Genomic DNA, 19,982 nt, shown 5'->3' with positions numbered 1-19,982 from the left:
CATATTAAATATAAAGCATCTTAGATTCCTACGAAAAGACAAATATGCTGTTAAAAACTAACTTATTACTAATTACAGATATTCATAATTTCTAAAATAAAAAGTAAGTTTTGGCTAAAGCCTTTGGTTTTTTGATTTTAAAAAGCGGACTAAAGTCCGCTCCTATTGAATATTCGCCATCGTGACATAAATAATTCTTCCGCCTTCTTCATTAGAAAGCAATATTTTTTTGCCTTCAGTCAATTCAACCATTGAATTGGGCGGAATTTCTTTTTGTTCGGTCAAATCTTTCATACTCGTTAAGGTTTGATTCACCAAAACCCATTTATCCTGATAAAAAGTAAAATATCCTACCGGTTTTTTATCTTCAAACGTAAGACTTTCATTTCGAATCACTTTTCTTGAAACATGCCATTTGAAAAGATACTGGTTATGATACACCATTAATCGGTGGTTTTCGGGTTTCCAAACCTCATCATCATACTTAAAATATAAATCTAAAACCGGCAAGGTTCCTTTATGAGAAGTTCCACAAAACGGGCATCTTGGAGTTTGGGTATTGTCGAAAACATACCATTTTTCACTACACTCAGGATTAAGACAAGGCTGAATAAGATCTACGGTTTTCAGCAAAGCAGTTTCCCATTCATTCGTCAACGGTCGTTTAATCGGGTCATGAAGTCCGTCGATAAAAGCTTTTTTAAATAATTCAGATAAATAAGGTCCAGCAACTGTATAAGGAACTTTAGTGGGATCCCCCCAAAATGAGTCCCATTTTTTAAGATATTCTGTTCGCACTTTATTACTGGAATCTGTTGGATGTTCTACAAAAAGAGCTTTTTCACCCATCGAGAATATTTCATCTTTTTCAGAATCAAGATCCCAGATTTTCCCACCTCTTAAAGGATGACGACGAAGAAGATACATATAAATTAACACTGCCAAAGCATGAAGGTCAGTTTTCTGATTGGGAAGTTGCCTTCCGGGATCATGAAGATGCAAATGTTTTGTTTTTAAAACTTCCGGAGCAATAAAGTCTGCCGTCCCGATAACTTCAGGCGGAAATAATTTCGGAACAACCAATCCGTCAATATCAATGATACAGGCAGATTTCGTAACCGGATCTACCAAAATATTATTATAAGAAAGGTCAGAATGCGCCAAACCCATCTGATGCAGTTTTTTTATTCCGCGGGTGATGTTGATCGCAATTTGAAAATAGCTGAGCCAATCTCCCAATTCAGATTTGTCTAAACGAAGCGGATAATGCTGATTTCTAAACATCGGAGCCGTAAACCACTTCCCTACTTTATCTCCACCCGCAATATTATCTGAGCCAACATATCCTTTGGCAAAAAAGAATTTCTGACTGTAAATAGGAACCACAATTCCCGTCAGATTATTTTTCTGAACAATATCGTAAGGCCATCTAAAAACCTCATCCAAATAATACCCTGAGGCATTTCCATTTTGAATATTGGGTAAATAGGTAGAAACAATCCGTTTGATTCTTTCTTTTTGTTCGTTCTCAAGCGGAGTTCTGTAAAAAGCCACCACATATTTTCTATCCGGTGAAAAATAAACATCTTTCACCCCACCTTTTACAGGGTTTTCGTCTACATATTCATACGATTTTGAATTGTCTAAAATCGAAGAAACGGAGGTTGTTTTTTTCATGAGAGGTTGTAAATCATTTTTAAAAATGAAACATCGTTTTTAGCTCTGAGATAATGAGTTTAAAAACTCTTCTGGATTTTCCAAAAATTTCATACCATTTGAATTCTTAATATCTTCAATAAGTAAGTTTTTTTCAGCATTAAAAAATTCATATTTTAAATTCATAAATTTCAATTGATTTTCAATTGCTATCTCTAAAAGCAAATCAATAAACTTCTTTACATTTTTAGCATTTCTTAAATCAAACCTAATTGCAAATTCAGTAATAAAATCATTATTCGATTGTATCTCACAATCATTGTCCTCAAAATTATTGGAATCTCCTTTCCAATAAATAAAGTTCTCATTTTCTGATTTATATTTTGAAATATTTAAATCTATTTTTTCTGAAACTACAGATTTACTTAATGAAAAGTTATTCCAAAAATAATGAGTTTCCTTTCTATAATCTGTTTTCTCTTGCTGCAAAAATTTGATATAATTATTTTCAAAGTTTCTTAAAGGAATAAGAATACATGTATATTGCCAAATCGCCATTATATTTTTTTTAATAAATCACTGCCAAAGTCCGATCATCATGATTTCCTTTGCTCCAGAAATCCATCCAGGAAAGTAATTGTTCATCGACTTTTTCGTCATTTTCAAAATCAACTTTCGCATCATCTTCATTATTGCCGTTTAAATCTTCAAAGAAAGTCTTCCAACTTTCGAGGTCTTCCAGTTTATTTTCGGTGATAAATTTCGGGTCGTAAATTCCGTCGGTCATTAAAATCAATTTTGAAAAATCTTTAACATGAGTAATTTTGAAACGGGAAGAAATAGTATCATCAAAAATCTCATTCATCGTGACAAAACGAGTTCCGCCACCAAATTCACCAACATCCATCAGGTTTAATAATTTTACATCAGAAAAATCTTCATTGATTAAATTAATCGGGCAATCGCCAACGCCAAAACTTAGAATAACATATCCAAAATCAAACTTTTTAACCAAAGCAAAGATTAAAGTGGCGTGTAAATCTCTTAAACTAACTTCGTATTCTTCTGCTTTTTCCTTCAACGTTTTAAAAGTATCAGAAACTCCCTGATAAAGAGTTTTTATAACGTTTTGTTTTGCTTCTGAATTCTCTTGTTCAGAATTAAAAATTTTATTTAACTCAACCTCAAGTTTAGCTAAAATTTCTTCATTTTTAAAGAAATCATTAATCGACTGAGTTGCTAATTCAGAGCCATATCTCGCCAATTGTGCCGAACCTGCTCCATCGGAAACTGAAATAATATTCCAAGAATTTGGCAATTCATTGACTGCAAAATCATCATCTCTGAATTTGCCTTCATGCGCATGAGAACGGCCTCTTTTTGAAGCAACAACTATTTTTTTATCTGAAAAATTGCCTTTAAATTTTGTTTCATCTGCTTTATGAAAAGGTGCTTCTTTATCTGACGGAAAATCCTTCCATAAATCTTTTGGGTCTGCGTTGACGAAAAGTTGCGATTTTTTGAATTCAACATTTTCTTCATCATTAACATGAAAAAACTCAATCTGCAAATCGTAAGCATCACTTTCAAAAGGAATTCCTTTTATAGAATTTTCTTCAAAGCTTAAACCTGCCAATTCTAATCCGGAAATATCTTTAATTCTGATATTCGGAAATTGCTCCATCGGAAAAACAAATTCGTATTTCTTTTTAGAATGTGCGTTGGTAATCGGAAAAAATGCATCGGCAAATTCTTCTCTTTCTTTATAAATAATTGCTTTCTGCATAATTTTATTCTGAGCTTCGATAATCAGCTGTAGATTGTTTTGAATTTCCGTCTGAGTTAATAGTTTTGAAACCACTTTATCCATCGTTTTATTGTTTTGGATATTATGATTTTTCAAAATCTGCCTAATTGTGTTTTCCATTTAGCCTAAAGTTCGGTTGATATCAAAACCTTCGTTGCTGAATCCGTAATGATCACCCGTTCCACACCAAGGGCATTCGTTGTAACCTTCACCTTTTAAACAGTGAATTCCACCACACGAACAAGTCGCCAAAGCAATAGGATTAGCACAATGCGGACAAGACGGAGCACCATGAAGTTCTTCTACAGAAATTTTCTGACTACTTTTCTGCGCCGAAGAAAGTCGGTAATATGAAGCGTCATCTATTTTGTAAGTTCCTTCCAGTCGGTAATATCGGGTTTGCATCCCAGCAATTCCGGAGTCAGTAAATGCTTTTTTATATTTAATTAAATAGGGTTTCTTGGATTCTGAACATTTTCCGTTTAACACTACAAAATTATTATCTGGGAATTTTTGTAATGCTTCTGGATCAACTTTTTCTAAAATACTGTGGTCAATTTTAGACAAATTAATTCCATCTTTATTGGCTTCGGTAACACTCTGACTGGTTGTTTTAATAGAATCGGTTACCCATTTGAAAAACTCTTTGTAAGAATTTTCCGAATTATTATTAAACAACAAAACATTATCTGAAAGCGAACCCAATAATTTATAATTGGTATTTTCACCAATGGAAATGGCGATTGTATTTGATTTTCCGTGGTAGTTTTTAATCCACTTGTCGATGGCAATTTGTGCATCATCGGTAGGAACTCCGTCTGTAAAAAGGAAAACAAGGGGTTTCCAGTCACCTTTTCTGTCGTAGGTTGTCTTTACAATATCTTTGTCAATACAATCCATTACTTTGAAAAGACCTTTCGCTAAAGAAGTTCCACTACCTACAGGAATTTTTGGTGGATAAAACGAAATAATATCCTGCAACGGAGTAATCACTTCTGCTTCACCCGCAAAACCCACCACAGAAATCCAGACGGTTTCTAAGGAATATGGATCTTTTTTTAATTCTCTTACAATTGTGGAAATACCTTCCTGAACCTGATCAATCGGCTCACCAATCATCGATTCGGAAATATCTACTAAAAAATAAATGGGAAGTCTTCTCATATTTTTTTAATTGTGTTTTTTAGTTTAATTATAATTTATTTCACGCAGATTGAGCAGTTTTTTAATTTGCTTAATCAAAATAATCTGCGAGAGATTATTTTTTTTTCTTAAACCATTAAGATTTTAATTAAGGAGTTAAGACTATTAAGTTGAGCTTCGCTTTTTAGCAATCTATTTGATTTTCTTAATAAACCTCAACTTCTTAAATCATCTTAATGGTTTAAAAAATTAAAAATAAATTTAAATAATAATATTCAATTCTGATGGTGGTGGCGGAAGACTGATACTTTCGCCTGTTCCTTGTGATTTTCCACCCATTGTGATTGATGAACTTACCCATTTGAAGAACGAAGATAAGGTTGCAGCATCGGTTGTGTCGAGTTTTACGACATTATCAGTGAGTTCTTTCAGGAAACTTTCATCAGCTTTTGGTCCTGCAGCACAACCTACAATGACTCCGAAATCCATATTTTTGATTACAGGAATCATCTGTCTGTATTTTTGAATATCTGAAGGTTTTCCGTCGGTAAAAATAAAAAGCAATGGTTTCCAGTCTCCTTTCACTTCTGTAGACCCTTTAATTAAATCAACCTGAAGCAATGCCAAAACCAGCTCCAAAGCAGCTCCTGTATGAGTAGGGCCACTATCGGGACAAGTAATTTCCATCGGATGAAAACTCGCAAGATCAATCATCGGAATGATATTTTTTACATCACGATCAAAAGTGGTCACGCTTAAAGACAGCGTATCCATCGCTTGAGGATCTGAACGGAGCATAGAAATCAAACCGTTGAAACCATTGTTCAGCGCCTGAATAGGTTCACCATTCATCGAGCCGGAGGTATCCAGCAGAAAATACGCCAATAATCTTCTGTTCATTATGCGAAACTTTAAAAATTTCATCAAAACCAATCTCCAAAAAAGATTAATCTTGATGAAATTTATTTATTATTATTTATTCTAGTACATGACAAAAAATTTAAAATAGCTTTTTAACCGCAAAAGAACCAAAAGAAATGATTGGAAAGAGAGAAATTCAAAAGTTTACAAAATCTAAAATTTTCATTTATTAACTGTTTTGTTAGCTTTTGAATAGCTTATCAGATCCTAAAATCTTTTGTTGCTTTTGCGGTTAAACAATATCAGGTACTAAAATTGTTTATACTTTAATTAGTAAGAATAGTTTTTAAGGATATCTACAAAACTGTCTGAATGATTGGGTTCTCCTAAAGCACGGAATTTCCAGTCACCATTATGCCTGTAGGCTTCTGCGAAAACCATAGAACATTTTCCATTCATACTAGCATCACCGGAAAGACTGTATTTTGTAATTTCTTTTCCTCTGGCATCTACCGCACGGATAAATGCATTATCAATCATTCCAAAATGCTGATTATTTTTTCTTCCCATATAGATCGTCACCACAAAAATAATTTTTTGATAACGCTCGTCAAGTTGGTCTAGTTTTACGATAATTTGTTCGTCATCTCCATCTCCTGCTCCGGTTCTGTTATCTCCAGTTAACCAAATATGGCCGCTTGGATGGTGCATTGAATTGAAATAAATAACATCGCCTTCATAAAGTCCCATTTGTCTACCATCGTTGGTTTGAACCGTTCTTCCTAAATTGGCAACTTTTCCGTTTCCATCTAAAAGAAACGCAACCGCATCTAAATCGTATTCTGCTTCTTTGCTAAATATTTTCCCGAAAAAACCTCCTTGCTTACGAACATCCCATCCTAAACCAATAGTTACCTGAGACAGGTCGTAAACGCTTTCGCCACGGTCATTTTTTCTTAAATCAATTGTTTGACCTTTCTGTAAATTAATTGCCATTTTTAATCTTTTTTGTGTTGTTTTAAATTTGTTGTTGTTTTATTTTTGTAAGTTAAAATTCTTTTATTTAATGATTTGACCTTTATAATATTTCTCTAAAAAGAAACCAAGATCAGCTCTGTACCCAATTCCTGAAGCTTCAAATTTCCAGCTTCCGTTTCTTTTGTATAGTCTACCGAATTCTACGCCGGTTTCGATAGAGAAATCTTCATCAAGCTCGTATTTTGCAATTTCCTGATGATTACTATTATCAACAACTCTGATGTACGAGTTTCTTACCATTCCGAAGTTTTGTTTTTTTCTTTCGAAATCCTCAATAGTTACTACAAACAGTATTTCTTCTACTCTAGGATCTACTTTTTCAAGATCAATCACAATGGCTTCGTCATCGTCACCATCGCTACTTTTTCCATCGGGATCGTCTCCTGTATGTTGTAAAGCTCCATCCGGAGAATTCAAATTATTGTAAAAAACAAAATATTCGTCTCCAACCAGTTTTCTGTCGGAATCAATCATAATTGCTGAAGCATCCAAATCAAAAGTACCACCTCCATGACTCTCATTTGGGTCCCATCCTAAACCGATTGTCATTTTTGTAAGTCCTAATTCTATTTTTTGCCCTTTCTGTAAATTAATCGCCATAATGTGTAAATGTAATTTTTCTCTTAAGATAGATTTGATTTGTGAATTGACCAAATTAATGATAAAAAATCATACAACTTTAAACTTTTTTTAATATTTGATAAAATTTTAAAACACAAAAAAATCCCATCTCAAATGAAACGGGATTTCTATATTTAAAAAAGATGATTGAAAATTATTCTTTAGCCACATTGTTACGGGCTTTTGCCAACATTGGAATGGAAATTAATCCCATAACCAGCATTACAAAAATTTGTAAAGGAAGTGAGATGAACGAATATGTTAAGCCCATTTCGCCACCAAACTCAGCACTTTTACCCATTGCAAGAAATAATGCCATAAAACCATATTTCATCGCCAAATTAAAAGCACCAATTCCACCACTAGCAGGAATAATCATCCCTAAAGTTCCTACAACAAGAATAAAAAATCCGTCTGCGAAGGTAAAGCCTGAAGTTTCAGGCAACGCAAAACATATTAGAAATGCTGCAAAATAATAAGAAACCCAAATTCCTATTGTATAGATGATGAACTTCCCTTTTTCTTTAAGTTTGAAAATAGATGTAAGACCTTGAATAATCCCATCAATAAAACCTATAATTTTCCCTAAAACAGGAACATTCACAAATTTATTTTTAAAAATAAAAAATAAAATTCCTGCAACTACCAAACCTCCAAGAATCAGTATTATTTTATTTGGATTGATATTCACTCCTGAATTCTGATAGAATGATAAAATTGCATCATATTTAAAGATTAAAGTCAATCCCAAAAATCCCATCATACAAATCAAATCAACCACTCTTTCAAGAATAATCGTTCCAAAAGATTTATCTACAGGAACTTTTTCTACTCCGTATAAAGCAGTCGCTCTCGCCACCTCTCCACTTCTAGGAATCGTTAAATTCATCAAATAACCAAATGATAAAGACCAAAGTGCATTTGAACTTGAAATCTTATGTCCCATCGGTTCTAATAACAAATTCCAGCGAATTGCTCTGAACCAATACGCTAAAAGAGCAAAAACAGAAGCAAAAGCCACCCAAATATAATTGGCTTTCGCCAAAGACTTTTGAATCACTTTAAAATCTAATCCTCTAAGCGCTAACCACAAAAAAAAGCCTGCAAAAGCAAGCGAAATTACTATGGTTAAAAATGATTTTAATATTTTGTTCGGTTTCTTCTCCATATTTTAAGTAAGAAGATTGGTCTTTTCGTCCGGAAAAACGATTTTTGGTTGAAACTCCTGAGCTTCCTCGGGCGTCATCTGTGCATAAGCAATGATAATAATGATGTCATCACGCTGTACTTTTCTAGCAGCAGGGCCATTTAAGCAAACTTCACCAGATTTTCTTTTCCCTTTAATCACATACGTATCAAAACGCTCTCCGTTGTTGACATTAACGATATAAACTCTTTCTCCTACTACCAAACCAGCAGCTTCGATAAGGTCTTCGTCAATGGTAATGCTTCCAATATAATTAAGGTCTGAAGCCGTAACTCTTACCCTGTGAATTTTAGATTTGAATACTTCTATTAACATGGTGCAAATTTATTAATAATATTTAAGAGCTTGTTTAAAATTTTACTTAAATATTTATTTTGGTGCGCAACTTTGCCTTTGGTATCTTTTTAAACTCTTTTTAACGTCTTATTTTTGATTTATCCAGCTGAATTTTCAAATACAAATCAAAATACAGATTTCAAAATATAAATTACAAGTCCCATCAATAGAGGCGATTAATTTTATCCACAGTAAAATATTGATAATTATTTTACAAACTCAACAAGCATATCTATAAAAAAATAAATACTTGACACCAAATTAGGGAATTAATAAATCAAAGAATAAAACCGTAGAATCACGGAAAGTCAATAAACATAAGGAGTTGGCATGATTTTAGTACCTCGAAACGTAGCTTTTTCGCAAAAACCCGAATTATCAATTTTCAATCAATTTTAACAAATTGTAAAAAAAATCAATAAGTTTTTGCAAAAAATTTGCACAATTTGAAAATTGTTTTAAATTTGCTTCTATAACTAACTAACTTTTAATATTAAAATTATGAACAAGTCTGAATTAATCGACGCAATCGCAAAAGACGCAGGAATTACTAAGGTAGCCGCTAAAGCAGCATTAGAATCTTTCATCTCTAATGTAACTACCACCCTAAAGAATAAAGATGGAAAAGTATCTTTAGTAGGTTTCGGTACTTTCTCAGTATCTGAAAGAGCAGCAAGACAAGGTATTAACCCTGCTACAAAAAAACCAATCAATATTGAAGCTAAAACTGTTGCTAAGTTTAAAGCAGGTGCAGATTTATCTTCGGCTGTAGCAATGGCAAACGCTCCTGCAGCTGCTAAAAAGAAAAAATAATCACGTGATTATAAAAAAAGAAAACCTCATCATATGATGGGGTTTTTTCGTATAAATAACACAGGTTTCGACTTCAATAATTAAAAATTAAGGTGCCAATCGAGAGATTTTCCAGTCGAAATCTTCTAAGATATAAATTATCCTGTCATGCAATCTATTGGGTCTTCCCTGCCAAAATTCTATTTCGTAAGGTTTTGCGATATACCCGCCCCAATTTTCAGGTCTGGGAACTTCTTTATTCTCGTACTCTTGCTCTAATGCTTTTAATTTTTCTTCTAAAAACATTCTGTCGGGGATTTCCTGGCTTTGTGGGGAAACCGCAGCACCAAGCTGACTGCCTTTGGGTCTTGAATGAAAATAACCATCACTTAAATTCTCAGCAATTTTTTCTAAATCTGCTTTAATAATAATCTGCCTTTCTAAACCGGGCCAAAAGAAATGAAGACAGGCTTTATGTGTTTTTTCAATTGCTTTTCCTTTTCGGCTATCGTAATTCGTATAAAAAATAAAACCTTCGTAGGTATATTCTTTCAGTAAGACCATTCTTGTACGCGGACAGCCATCTTCCTCCAATGTAGAAACCGCCATTGCATTAGCCTCAGAGACGGAAGGGTTTTCAGAAGCATCTAAGAACCAATCTCTGAATTGCTCAATAGGATTCTCTTTAATCTCAGTTTCAATAAGTTGAGATTTTTCGTAGATTTTTCTTTTATCGTGGAGGTTTTCCATAAATAATTTTTATTAAATTTGAGTATGAATTACTCATACAAAGGTAAAATATTAATTTCCACACCCGATATTTCCGGCGATATTTTTTCAAGGTCGGTTGTGCTAATTATCGACCATACCGAAAATGGAGCATTTGGTTTGATACTGAATAAGAAAAACACTAAAATGAGTAATCGTTTCAAAAATTTTTTCGATTTTGAAATTGAAGTTTACGATGGCGGCCCTGTGGAAAATGATAAAGTCTTTTTTATCATCAAAGGCAAAAAAGTAACGGAAAATTACACCGTAATAAATGACGAATATTATCTTACTGAAGATATAGAGCTCATCATAAATGCCGTGCTGCAGAACGAAATCAGCATTCAGGATGTGAAAATATTTTCAGGATATTCTGGTTGGTCTGGCTCACAGCTCGATAATGAAGTACAACAAAAAGTCTGGACGGTAGTAGATGTCTACAATCTCGACTACACCCTCCCCAATGACCATACTCTATGGAAATCTATTATGCAAAATCTTGGTGGTGAATATCTTTTATGGGCCAATGCTCCGGAAGATATTTCTTTAAACTAACCATTACTTCACATTGAAGCGATTTAAAATTTAACAAATTTTATGTTTTTGTTATAAAATTTTTAAGATACTTTTCCCGTTCTTTGAGAATATATAAAACAAGTACGATGAAAGCAGCAAAACATGTTTATTTAGATTTTGAAGCTTTACCCAAATAAAATACAATTTCTAACCTCGGTTAGAATAAAACCCGGTAAAGGACTTCAATGTTGTTTACCGGGTTTGTCAATTTTAGAAACTATTTCTCCAGCTTTCAACCAATTCGGTGAAGCGGGTATTTTCGAAAGTTTTATTTCTAATTTTCTTTACTGAAAAGACTCCTTTTTCATCTGAAATCAATAGAATTTCTTCTGCTTTCTGAGATTCAAAAGCAATAATTTCATGCTCCTGAGTATCGGCAAGATTATTTTTGTGCAAGAAGGTTACAAAATTCTCCAATAACGGCGAAATATAAGCTCCTTCAGACTGTTTTGGTATTTTAACTACATACCCTTCCAAGAATAAAAGATTCCCTGTGGTAGAACGTGCAATTCGCTTATTCGGATTTAATAATATCACATCATCCAAGTCATTTTCCTGGGCGTAAATTTTCCCATAAATATTTTCAGGACAATGAACGCGGATATTGCTTAGGAGATTATTATTTACATTAATTTCCTTAATTAAATCTAATTCTAAAGGTCTTTGATGAATCGAAAGAATATCATCCATTTCTTCCACTTCAAAATAATAAGAAACCGAAGATTTAGACAAAGTAATTCCGTCTGAATTTCTGAATACCAAGAAATTGATAATTCCGTTATGAATATTGCTTCCCGCAATCACTTTTTCATTAAAAAGATTCTGAAAAAACTCCAGGGTGTAAGAAAGAGGAATATTCATTCTCATTTTTCTCATGGACGCCATTAAAAAGAAATAGCATTCTTCATCCATGATTAATTTTGAATTTCTAATAAAAAAAGAAACTTTCACCGCATCTCCTGAGAGAAATGCGCGGTTTTTCAATTCAAGTTCTTCAGAAGTAAAATAGGTATTTTTCAAAATTTAATTCTTTTATAAAAAAATAATGAACGATAAATCGTTCATCAGTTTTGTTCATTAAAACAGTCCCGCTTATGAATTAAGCAGCACCTAATTTTATTCTAAGGTTTTCGATAAGGTTTTCCCAGTACATTGCGTTTTCCTCTTCATCCCCTTCTTCACAAAAATCTGTAATATTTAAAGCCAGATCTTCTGTAATATCATCAATTGTAATAGTCATCTCGAAGAAGTTTTTGGTCCCTTCATCCTCTTCCCATCTGTAACGTACGAAACCTTCAGGCTTATATCTGATTAAAGTCGCCTTTTCAGCAGGACCTCCGCCCCAACTGAAAAAGAAATCATCACCTTTCTCTACTACCTCATCTGCAAACCATTCAGACAATCCCTCAGCAGTTGCCAAATATTCATACAAAATCTCTGAAAGACAGTGCATTGGGAATTCGTAATGGACTTTATGTTTCGCCATATAACTTGTTTTTAACGTCACGCAATATATAAATTAATTTTTTTATTACGCAAGATTATATCTATATTTTTATGATTTTTATCAGAATTAACTTCATTGCTTCAAAATGAAATTTACCTCTACTATTCAGAATAGAATTATCTCAAAAAACTTCTTCAAAAATAATGGTTTTACAACGCGTTTATTTTCAATTATTCTTCATTTAAAACCTCAAGAATAATCTTACAACCTTCTGTAATTTCTTCTTTAGAAATAGTAAGCGGTGGCGAAATTCTCAGATACTCGTTTCTATATAATTGCCAGAAAACTATTAAGCCTTTTTCCATGCATCTTTTAGCAACATTCAGTGTAAAATCTGGAGTTCCAAGATTTACCGCAAGCATCAAACCTTTCCCGTTGATGTTTTTTATTTTAGGATGTACTAGAAGTTCTCTGTATAATTTTTCCTTTTCATCCACTTCATTCATTAAACCGCTTTCTAAAACTTCTTTCAATGTGGCATGAGAAGCCGCAGCAATTAAAGGATTGCCACCAAAAGTCGTAATATGACCTAATTTTGGAGAATGTGATAAGGTTTCCATTATTTTTTTAGAACTCATAAATGCTCCTACAGGAACACCTCCGCCCATTCCTTTTCCCATCACAAGAATGTCAGGAACAATACCGAAATGCTCAAAAGAAAACAGTTTACCAGTTCTTCCGAAACCCGGTTGAATTTCATCCAAAATAAGAAGTGCCCCCACCTCTTCACATCTCTTTTTTAGTTTAACTAAATAATCATCATTAGGAACTAAAAAACCTGCTGCACCCTGAATGGTTTCAAGAATTACACAAGCCGTTTTTTCGGTAATTTTATCGAAATCATTCTCATTATTAAATTCAATAAAAGAAATCATCGGTAGCAAAGGACGGAATTCTCTTTTGTGACCTTCATGACCCGAAACACTTAATGCTCCATGCGTATTACCGTGGTAAGAGTTTTTAAAAGAAACAATTTCTTCCCTTCCGGTATATCTTTTTGCTAGCTTTAAACTTCCATCGATCGCTTCTGCTCCGCTGTTGACCAAATAAGTAATTTCTAAAGGATTCGGAGTTGCTTCGGCTAATAATCGGCACAATTCAACAGGTTTTTCCTGCGCATATTCCCCATAAACCATCACATGAAGATATTTATCAGCCTGTTCTTTGATTGCATTGACAATTTTCGGATGCGAATGCCCTAAAGTGTTTGCAGAAACTCCTGCTACGAAATCAAGATACTTTCTGCCATCTTTCCCAAAAATATAGCTTCCTTCTGCTTTTTCTACTTCAAAACCTGCTGCAAATTGGGTCGTTTGAGCCTGATATTTAAAAAAATCGTTTTGCATTTCCATTGTACCAAAAATTTTAGGCAAAGCTAAAAAACATTCATCAGATGCAGAAATTTAATAGGTGATTATTGCCCGTATTTGTAGATATTTAAACTTAGACGTGTAACTTCTTCAATTAAGACGTCTAATTAAAATTAAGTCATGCGTCTAATTAAAATTAAGCCTTGTCAAGGTTTAAAACCTTGTCAAGGCTCTACCAAATAAGTTCGTATTTACACAAATAAAAAGACCAGCTTTACAACTGGTCTTTCACTTATTATTTCCTTACCCTTTTAGGTTTTTTGGCTTCTTCTTTAGCTTTCTCTTTTTCTGCAACTTCCTGCACTTTGTTGTAAAGCGTATCGTTGGGCTCGTATTTTATCTCTTCATAATTTGGTGAGTCGACGAGAATATCTTGCCATTTCCGTATTCGGTCTTTGGTATTCCAGTTGAAATCTTCAAACTTTTTCTGTTGTGGAGAAATCTGACTCATCGGATAAGTTTTTGCAACCGCACCAATGCTGCAAGAAATAATCTGTAACTGTCGTTGATCAAACAACGCACCGATAATTCCGCACAGTGAAACATTAACCCCTATCCTATCATTAACCTTTGTCTTCTTATTAAATTCATCAGCATAGGTGATAGCCTCTGCATTTCCGATTACTTTAATTTCTTTAATATCCGGTCCTTCATAATACACGGTCATCAACTTTCCTTTCACCTGATGAAATTCATCCAAAAGATTTAGCGAATCTACTTTTGCAATCGCAAAACCATTTCCTATAACTTTTAGAGAGTCGATATTTTCAGTTGTTGTATTAAAGTAAGCTTCTACTTTATCGCCTGTCACCTGCTTTTCGCCGCTCCACAAAATAGGATCGGTGTACATGTGCATGATTCCGTCTGTTTCATTAAACGCGATAGAATCTGCTCTCCCCTGGGCATTAGATTTATAAATTCTCGCCTTTCTGAAAGCTCTTAAGTAACTTTTCTTTTTGGTAATATCTGCAGTATCTGGCTTCTGATAAGACAGAATTTTTTCTGCGGCAAAATAAATAGAATCTTTCTCAAAAATCTTCACTGCATAAGGCTCTTTGGTCATCATAGATGAATCTTTCTTTTCGAAAATTTCGCCATAACCACCTTTCATGTATCTTTTCTCTAAAGGATCATCCAATGTTACATTTCCTGTCGCTTTACCAAAACCAGTAAGCTGGTTGTAATACATCTCGTCACCGGTAAGAATTTTGTCATTATAGTAAATCCTAGAGTTTTTTGTAAGAAAAGACTCTTTGGTATTCATATTATGCGTTCCTTTTTCGGTAACAATTCTGTTTTTAGGATTCTTATTATTGGTAATTACCGTATACCCGTTGATGGTAACGACATTTGTATTTTGATTTTGTACGACATTATCACCTTCTAAAGTATAATCTTTGTCTACGATTTTCACCCTTCCGGTAAGATCTATTGTACGTGTCGTAAGAAAATATGTCGCAGATTTTGCATAGGTTGTACTTTTCCCATCATTGATTGTTCCGCCCGTATTAAAATACGCCTGATTAGAAACCCGATCGTAATACATGGTTTCAGTTTGAATAATCGTTCCTTTAACATCCGTTAAAACAACATTTTTTCGGGCAATACCCTTCTGAGTATTTCCGTCGTATTCCATTTCTGAGGAAGTAATGACTGAGCCATCAGAATTAACAAGTTTTGCATTGCCAATAGCCTTTACAAAATTCTCTTCATCATACATTACTACTTCATCCGCAGAAAGTGTAGAACCTTGGTGTTCTATTATAACATTTCCTGTAAGATAACGATTCCCTTCATATTTGGTATCCTTATTAATTTCATCAGCATGAATGATCTTCACCTTTTGTCCAGGCTTACTCTTCTGAGGCTGATTTTTTACAGGGTTTTGCAAATAAGGATCACGCAGCACAGGTTTCGGGGTAACCTGAGCCAAAGTGAACGAGGAAATAAATAGAAATAGAAAAACAATCAGTCTCATTGATTAATCATTCTTAGTGCCATAAAAATACAGCGAATGAGAATCAATTTTTACGCCAAAAGCTCCTTCTATTGCTTCTTTAATCCCCTGAATTCTAGGATCGCAGAACTCGATGATTTCTTCAATCTCTTTATCTGAATCTTTTTTGTAAATCACCAAATGATCATGTTGCTTATCAAAATAAGATTTCTCGTAAGAAGATGAAGTCAACGTTTTTTCACCAAACTGGTGCTTACGAATTAAGCCAGCATCAAGGAAAATCTCGATGGTATTGTAAATTGTAGCTTTAGAAACATGATATTTTTTCTGCATCATCAGAAGATACAGATCATCAACATTGAAGTGATGATCCATATTATAAATCTCTTCTAAGATGGTGTATCGTTCAGGCGTGTTACGAAAACCTTTTTCAAGTAAATAATTACGTAAAACGTCTTTTATTAAAGCTATATTTTTTTCTTTTTGTAAAGTATCCATTAAAAAATTTATTCCTACAAATTTATCGATTTTTATTTAAATCAATATGATGGATTTCAGTTATAAAATGCGAATGTTAAAAATTAGACCTTCGGAATTCTGCTTGTTGAATTTTACTGCTCGAAATCGTTTCCTCGGTCAATGGAGCCGATTCTACGACAACATTGTGCGAAGTAACTCCCCAAGATTTGAAGTCATCACTCCCGATATATTTAACAAAATTGTAAATATTTAACGTAATTTTTTGTTTTACCGTCAAGAGAATATCGTTGATATAGGTGTTATCTATGATTACATATTTCAAATCTGGCGGAACATCATGCGCTCTCAAAGAAGGATGGCTACTTCTTGACGGAATCGTTCCATCAGCCATTAAATCTTTTAAAACCATGTTAAAATAATCATTGATTCTTCGGTCTACTTTAAATCCTAAAAGGAAATTAATTTTATAGATTGTTCCCGGTAAAATTTCATCAACACTGTATTTAAAAGTATAAGGATCTTCCTGATTAACAATACTTAAAATAAAATAATGATCAGCTCTTTTTGGTTGCTTCTTAATGATAGAATAAATAATTTTAGATTCTATTTCGTCATTTCGTTTCGCACGACTCAAGTAGGCAAGATTGGTACAATATTTTGGTATTGTTTCATCTAATTTCATGTCTTTAATGATCGAAACGTATTTATCAATCTTCACATAGCTTGTGAAATTTGCTTTTAATAATCTTCCGTTATACCAAGCGTACATACAGACCGCGATAAATCCACCAAGAACCATTGTCAACCACCCGCCATCGAAAAATTTAATCACATTGGCGTAGAAGAATCCAGACTCAAGGACAAGATAAATCGCTACGAAACCAAAAAGAAATACCTTATTAAGTCTCGTTCGGCTCAGCCAATATGTCAATAAGATAGTGGTCATCAACATCGTTATGGTAATCGTTAAACCATAAGCCGCTTCCATATGCTCTGATTTTTGGAAGAAAATAACTACGATGAAACAGAAAAACATTAATCCCCAATTAATTCTTGGGATATACATCTGTCCTTTTACTCCTGAAGGATATTCAATATGTTGATTGGGCCAGAATGAAATAGACATCGCCTCAGAAAACATCGTAAATGAACCCGTAATTACAGCCTGACTCGCAATAATAGCTGCCAAAGTTGCCAAAATTACTCCCGGTAAAACTGCCCATTCAGGCATAATTCCGAAGAAAGGATTAACTCCTGTAAAAACTTTCTCATAATTATCTAATAACCAAGCACCTTGTCCTAAATAATTAAGAATCAACATTAATTTAACAAAAATCCAGCTTACACGGATATTTTTTGCTCCACAATGCCCTAAATCTGAATATAAAGCTTCGGCTCCTGTTGTACATAAAAACACTGCCCCCATAATCACAATCGCACTTGGTGAATGCGTAATCAGGTTATAGGCATACATTGGATTGAATGCTTTTAAAATTTCGATATGATCAACAATATGCATTGATCCGAAACCTCCCAGAACCAAAAACCACGTCACCATAATGGGTCCGAAGAATTTCCCGATGGAAGCCGTTCCGAATTGCTGTACAACGAAAACGATAAAGAGAATAAAAAGGGTAATAAAGACAACCGGTGTATCAGGATTGTAGATTTTAAGCCCTTCAATCGCGGACATTACCGTAAGAGAAGGTGTAATCACACTATCTGCAACCAAGGTTGAGGCTCCGATGATGGCGACGGCGTAGAGCCATTTCTTTTTCAGCTTTTTTACCAAAGAGTATAATGCTAAAATTCCCCCTTCACCGCGGTTATCTGCCTTAAGAGCGATAATCACATATTTAAGCGTCGTCTGAAGAGTTAATGTCCAGATAATACAAGAAAGAGCACCTTCTATATAAGTGTCGAAAGGCATGGTAGAACCATCTTTCCTTGCATTAACAATCGCTTTCATTACGTAAAGCGGCGAGGTACCGATATCTCCGAAAACGATTCCGAGAGAGACGATAACTCCCACAAATGAAAGCTTTTTAAGGTCTATATGATGACCTCCTTCAGTAACTTCTGCCATGTCAGCTTATTATTTTTAAAAGCGCAAATTTATATTAAATTTATCACCCACCGTCACATAAGTCATGCATTGTATAAATGAAAAAACTTCCTTTCGGAAGTTTTTTTCTATAATCATATCGTCATTATTTCACGTACATTGCTTTTTTGATTTCCTCTTTTACTTTTTCAAGTTTCGGGAACCATTCTGCAAATAAAGCCGCTGAGTAAGGAGCAGGTGCATCAGGAGTCGTAATTCTCTTGATTGGCGCATCCAGATAATCGAATGCTTTCTGCTGTACCATATAAGTAATCTCTGAAGATATAGAACCAAATGGCCAAGCTTCTTCTAAAATTACCAATCTATTTGTTTTCTTTACTGAAGCGATAACAGTATCAAAATCTAAAGGACGAATCGTTCTCAAATCGATTACCTCTACAGAAATACCTTCTTTAGCCATATCTTCAGCTGCCTGAATTGCCAATTTCATGATTTTTCCGAAAGAAACCAAAGTTACATCTGTACCTTCTCTTTTTATGTCTGCTTTTCCTATTGGTAAGTAATATTCTTCTTCAGGAATTTCCATTTTATCTCCATACATCTGTTCAGATTCCATGAAAATGATAGGATCATTATCCTGAATTGCCGTTTTTAATAATCCTTTCGCATCATAAGCGTTTGAAGGAACGACTACTTTAAGACCCGGAACGTTTGCGAACCAGTTTTCAAAAGCCTGAGAGTGTGTTGCTCCCAACTGACCTGCAGAAGCTGTAGGACCACGGAAAACAATCGGGCAGTTCCACTGGCCACCACTCATCTGACGAATTTTTGCTGCGTTGTTGATAATCTGATCGATCCCAACAAGAGCAAAATTGAATGTCATATATTCTACAATTGGTCTGTTACCATTCATTGCTGCGCCCACCGCGATTCCTGTAAAACCAAGCTCTGCGATAGGTGTATCGATTACGCGTTTAGCACCAAACTCATCCAGCATTCCTTTAGAAGCTTTGTATGCACCATTGTATTCTGCAACTTCTTCTCCCATTAGAAAAATGGATTCGTCTTTACGCATTTCCTCACTCATTGCCTGCGCAATCACTTCACGAAAAGTATGTTCTGCCATATTTATTTGAAAAATTTAGAGTACAAAAATAGTGTTTTTTTATTATTTACATAACAAAAAAGACAACTCATTGATGAGTTGCCTTATATTTAATATTATTTTAAACTTACTTAGTTTACTTTCTGCCATACCTGTGTTCTTCCTAAGATAGAAACACCCATATATCCTCTCACATTTAATTTATCTCCGCTTTTTGTGATGGTACATTTGTAGGTTTTACCGGTTTTTGGGTCCGTAATCGTTCCACCTGTAAACTCATCACCATCTTTTGCTAGCCCTCTGATGATTTCCAATCCTAAAATTGGTTTTCCTTTTCTGTCATCTTTACATGATGTACAGTTAGGATCTGCTGGTTTAATCAATAACTGAGATACTTTACCATAATATTTACCATCAGATTTTTTGTAGATTTCTACGATAGATTTCGCTTGTTTGGTTTCATCATCTATGGTTTTCCATTTTCCTTCGATTTGTGCAAATGACATCACACTGAATAGTGAAAGTACAAATGTTGCTAATAATTTTTTCATATTATAGAGTTTAATTTAATTTATAGATTCTTAAATTCTTAATTAGTTAAAAATAAACATAAATTTTAAACGCACAAACATTTTTATTATCCTTTGCATATATAACAGCCGAAAAACCTATTTTAAAAATTAAACAATTAAA

20 protein-coding genes are annotated in these 19,982 nt (G+C 34.0%); 2 read left to right on the top strand and 18 right to left on the bottom strand.

What is annotated here, in order from left to right; translation table 11 throughout:
• Positions 1-162 precede the first annotated feature (162 nt).
• The 9 genes from LO744_RS05210 to panD all read right to left on the bottom strand — a co-directional run bounded on the left by LO744_RS05210 (position 163) and on the right by panD (position 8,648).
• The gene (locus LO744_RS05210; protein WP_230667562.1) at positions 163-1,677 is read right to left on the bottom strand and encodes a helix-hairpin-helix domain-containing protein; all 1,515 of its coding nucleotides are present in this window, start codon (positions 1,675-1,677) and stop codon (positions 163-165) included.
• A 39-nt stretch (positions 1,678-1,716) separates the two neighbouring features.
• On the bottom strand, positions 1,717-2,214 hold the full coding sequence (locus tag LO744_RS05205) for a hypothetical protein (RefSeq protein WP_230667561.1): 498 nt from the start codon (positions 2,212-2,214) through the stop codon (positions 1,717-1,719).
• Between the two features lie 10 nt (positions 2,215-2,224).
• Positions 2,225-3,583: a PP2C family serine/threonine-protein phosphatase gene (locus LO744_RS05200; RefSeq protein ID WP_230667559.1), complete on the bottom strand. Its 1,359-nt coding sequence runs from the start codon at positions 3,581-3,583 to the stop codon at positions 2,225-2,227.
• A complete protein-coding gene (locus LO744_RS05195; protein WP_230667558.1) occupies positions 3,584-4,627 on the bottom strand; it encodes a TerY-C metal binding domain-containing protein in 1,044 nt (347 codons plus the stop codon).
• A gap of 240 nt (positions 4,628-4,867) precedes the next feature.
• Positions 4,868-5,506, bottom strand: a complete 639-nt coding sequence (locus LO744_RS05190) for a vWA domain-containing protein (protein ID WP_230667556.1) — start codon at positions 5,504-5,506, stop codon at positions 4,868-4,870.
• Between the two features lie 291 nt (positions 5,507-5,797).
• Positions 5,798-6,463 (bottom strand): TerD family protein, encoded by a 666-nt coding sequence (locus LO744_RS05185; protein WP_230667554.1) that lies wholly within the window; start codon positions 6,461-6,463, stop codon positions 5,798-5,800.
• A gap of 63 nt (positions 6,464-6,526) precedes the next feature.
• Positions 6,527-7,105 carry a TerD family protein gene (locus LO744_RS05180; protein ID WP_230667552.1) on the bottom strand — a complete coding sequence of 193 codons (579 nt, stop codon included), beginning with the start codon at positions 7,103-7,105 and terminating at the stop codon, positions 6,527-6,529.
• Positions 7,106-7,280: 175 nt separating this feature from the next.
• Positions 7,281-8,294 carry a lysylphosphatidylglycerol synthase transmembrane domain-containing protein gene (locus LO744_RS05175; RefSeq protein ID WP_230667550.1) on the bottom strand — a complete coding sequence of 338 codons (1,014 nt, stop codon included), beginning with the start codon at positions 8,292-8,294 and terminating at the stop codon, positions 7,281-7,283.
• A 3-nt stretch (positions 8,295-8,297) separates the two neighbouring features.
• Positions 8,298-8,648 (bottom strand): aspartate 1-decarboxylase, encoded by a 351-nt coding sequence (gene panD / locus LO744_RS05170; RefSeq protein ID WP_066679682.1) that lies wholly within the window; start codon positions 8,646-8,648, stop codon positions 8,298-8,300.
• A gap of 522 nt (positions 8,649-9,170) precedes the next feature.
• Here panD and LO744_RS05165 point away from each other — a divergent pair.
• Positions 9,171-9,482, top strand: coding sequence for an HU family DNA-binding protein (locus LO744_RS05165; protein ID WP_230667548.1), 312 nt, complete (start codon positions 9,171-9,173; stop codon positions 9,480-9,482).
• A gap of 87 nt (positions 9,483-9,569) precedes the next feature.
• Here the strand turns inward: LO744_RS05165 and pdxH are convergent, their stop codons facing one another.
• Entirely contained in the window at positions 9,570-10,211 is a 642-nt protein-coding gene (gene pdxH, locus LO744_RS05160) for a pyridoxamine 5'-phosphate oxidase (RefSeq protein ID WP_230667546.1), read from the bottom strand.
• Between the two features lie 24 nt (positions 10,212-10,235).
• Here pdxH and LO744_RS05155 point away from each other — a divergent pair, with 24 nt between their 5' ends.
• A complete protein-coding gene (locus tag LO744_RS05155) occupies positions 10,236-10,784 on the top strand; it encodes a YqgE/AlgH family protein (RefSeq protein WP_230667544.1) in 549 nt (182 codons plus the stop codon).
• 231 nt (positions 10,785-11,015) lie between these two features.
• On the opposite strand, the gene LO744_RS05150 is transcribed toward LO744_RS05155, so the two are convergent.
• The 8 genes from LO744_RS05150 to LO744_RS05115 form a co-directional block, all read right to left on the bottom strand.
• On the bottom strand, positions 11,016-11,825 hold the full coding sequence (locus LO744_RS05150; protein WP_230667542.1) for an aminotransferase class IV: 810 nt from the start codon (positions 11,823-11,825) through the stop codon (positions 11,016-11,018).
• 79 nt (positions 11,826-11,904) lie between these two features.
• A complete protein-coding gene (locus tag LO744_RS05145; RefSeq protein WP_066675814.1) occupies positions 11,905-12,291 on the bottom strand; it encodes an START-like domain-containing protein in 387 nt (128 codons plus the stop codon).
• A 191-nt stretch (positions 12,292-12,482) separates the two neighbouring features.
• Positions 12,483-13,658 (bottom strand): aspartate aminotransferase family protein, encoded by a 1,176-nt coding sequence (locus LO744_RS05140; RefSeq protein ID WP_230670494.1) that lies wholly within the window; start codon positions 13,656-13,658, stop codon positions 12,483-12,485.
• 259 nt (positions 13,659-13,917) lie between these two features.
• Positions 13,918-15,660, bottom strand: coding sequence for an OstA-like protein (locus LO744_RS05135; protein WP_230667539.1), 1,743 nt, complete (start codon positions 15,658-15,660; stop codon positions 13,918-13,920).
• A gap of 3 nt (positions 15,661-15,663) precedes the next feature.
• Positions 15,664-16,137 (bottom strand): Fur family transcriptional regulator, encoded by a 474-nt coding sequence (locus LO744_RS05130; protein WP_047399628.1) that lies wholly within the window; start codon positions 16,135-16,137, stop codon positions 15,664-15,666.
• 76 nt (positions 16,138-16,213) lie between these two features.
• Positions 16,214-18,205: a KUP/HAK/KT family potassium transporter gene (locus LO744_RS05125; protein ID WP_230667537.1), complete on the bottom strand. Its 1,992-nt coding sequence runs from the start codon at positions 18,203-18,205 to the stop codon at positions 16,214-16,216.
• Between the two features lie 124 nt (positions 18,206-18,329).
• Positions 18,330-19,310, bottom strand: a complete 981-nt coding sequence (locus LO744_RS05120) for a pyruvate dehydrogenase complex E1 component subunit beta (protein ID WP_230667535.1) — start codon at positions 19,308-19,310, stop codon at positions 18,330-18,332.
• Between the two features lie 110 nt (positions 19,311-19,420).
• The gene (locus tag LO744_RS05115; RefSeq protein ID WP_066675806.1) at positions 19,421-19,840 is read right to left on the bottom strand and encodes a DUF2147 domain-containing protein; all 420 of its coding nucleotides are present in this window, start codon (positions 19,838-19,840) and stop codon (positions 19,421-19,423) included.
• Positions 19,841-19,982 lie beyond the last annotated feature (142 nt).

The sequence above is a fragment of the Chryseobacterium turcicum genome (assembly GCF_021010565.1).
In the GTDB taxonomy this organism is placed as follows: domain Bacteria; phylum Bacteroidota; class Bacteroidia; order Flavobacteriales; family Weeksellaceae; genus Chryseobacterium; species Chryseobacterium turcicum.
Note: the sequence above shows the minus strand (reverse complement) of the source record. Positions and strands in the feature narration are given on the sequence as shown.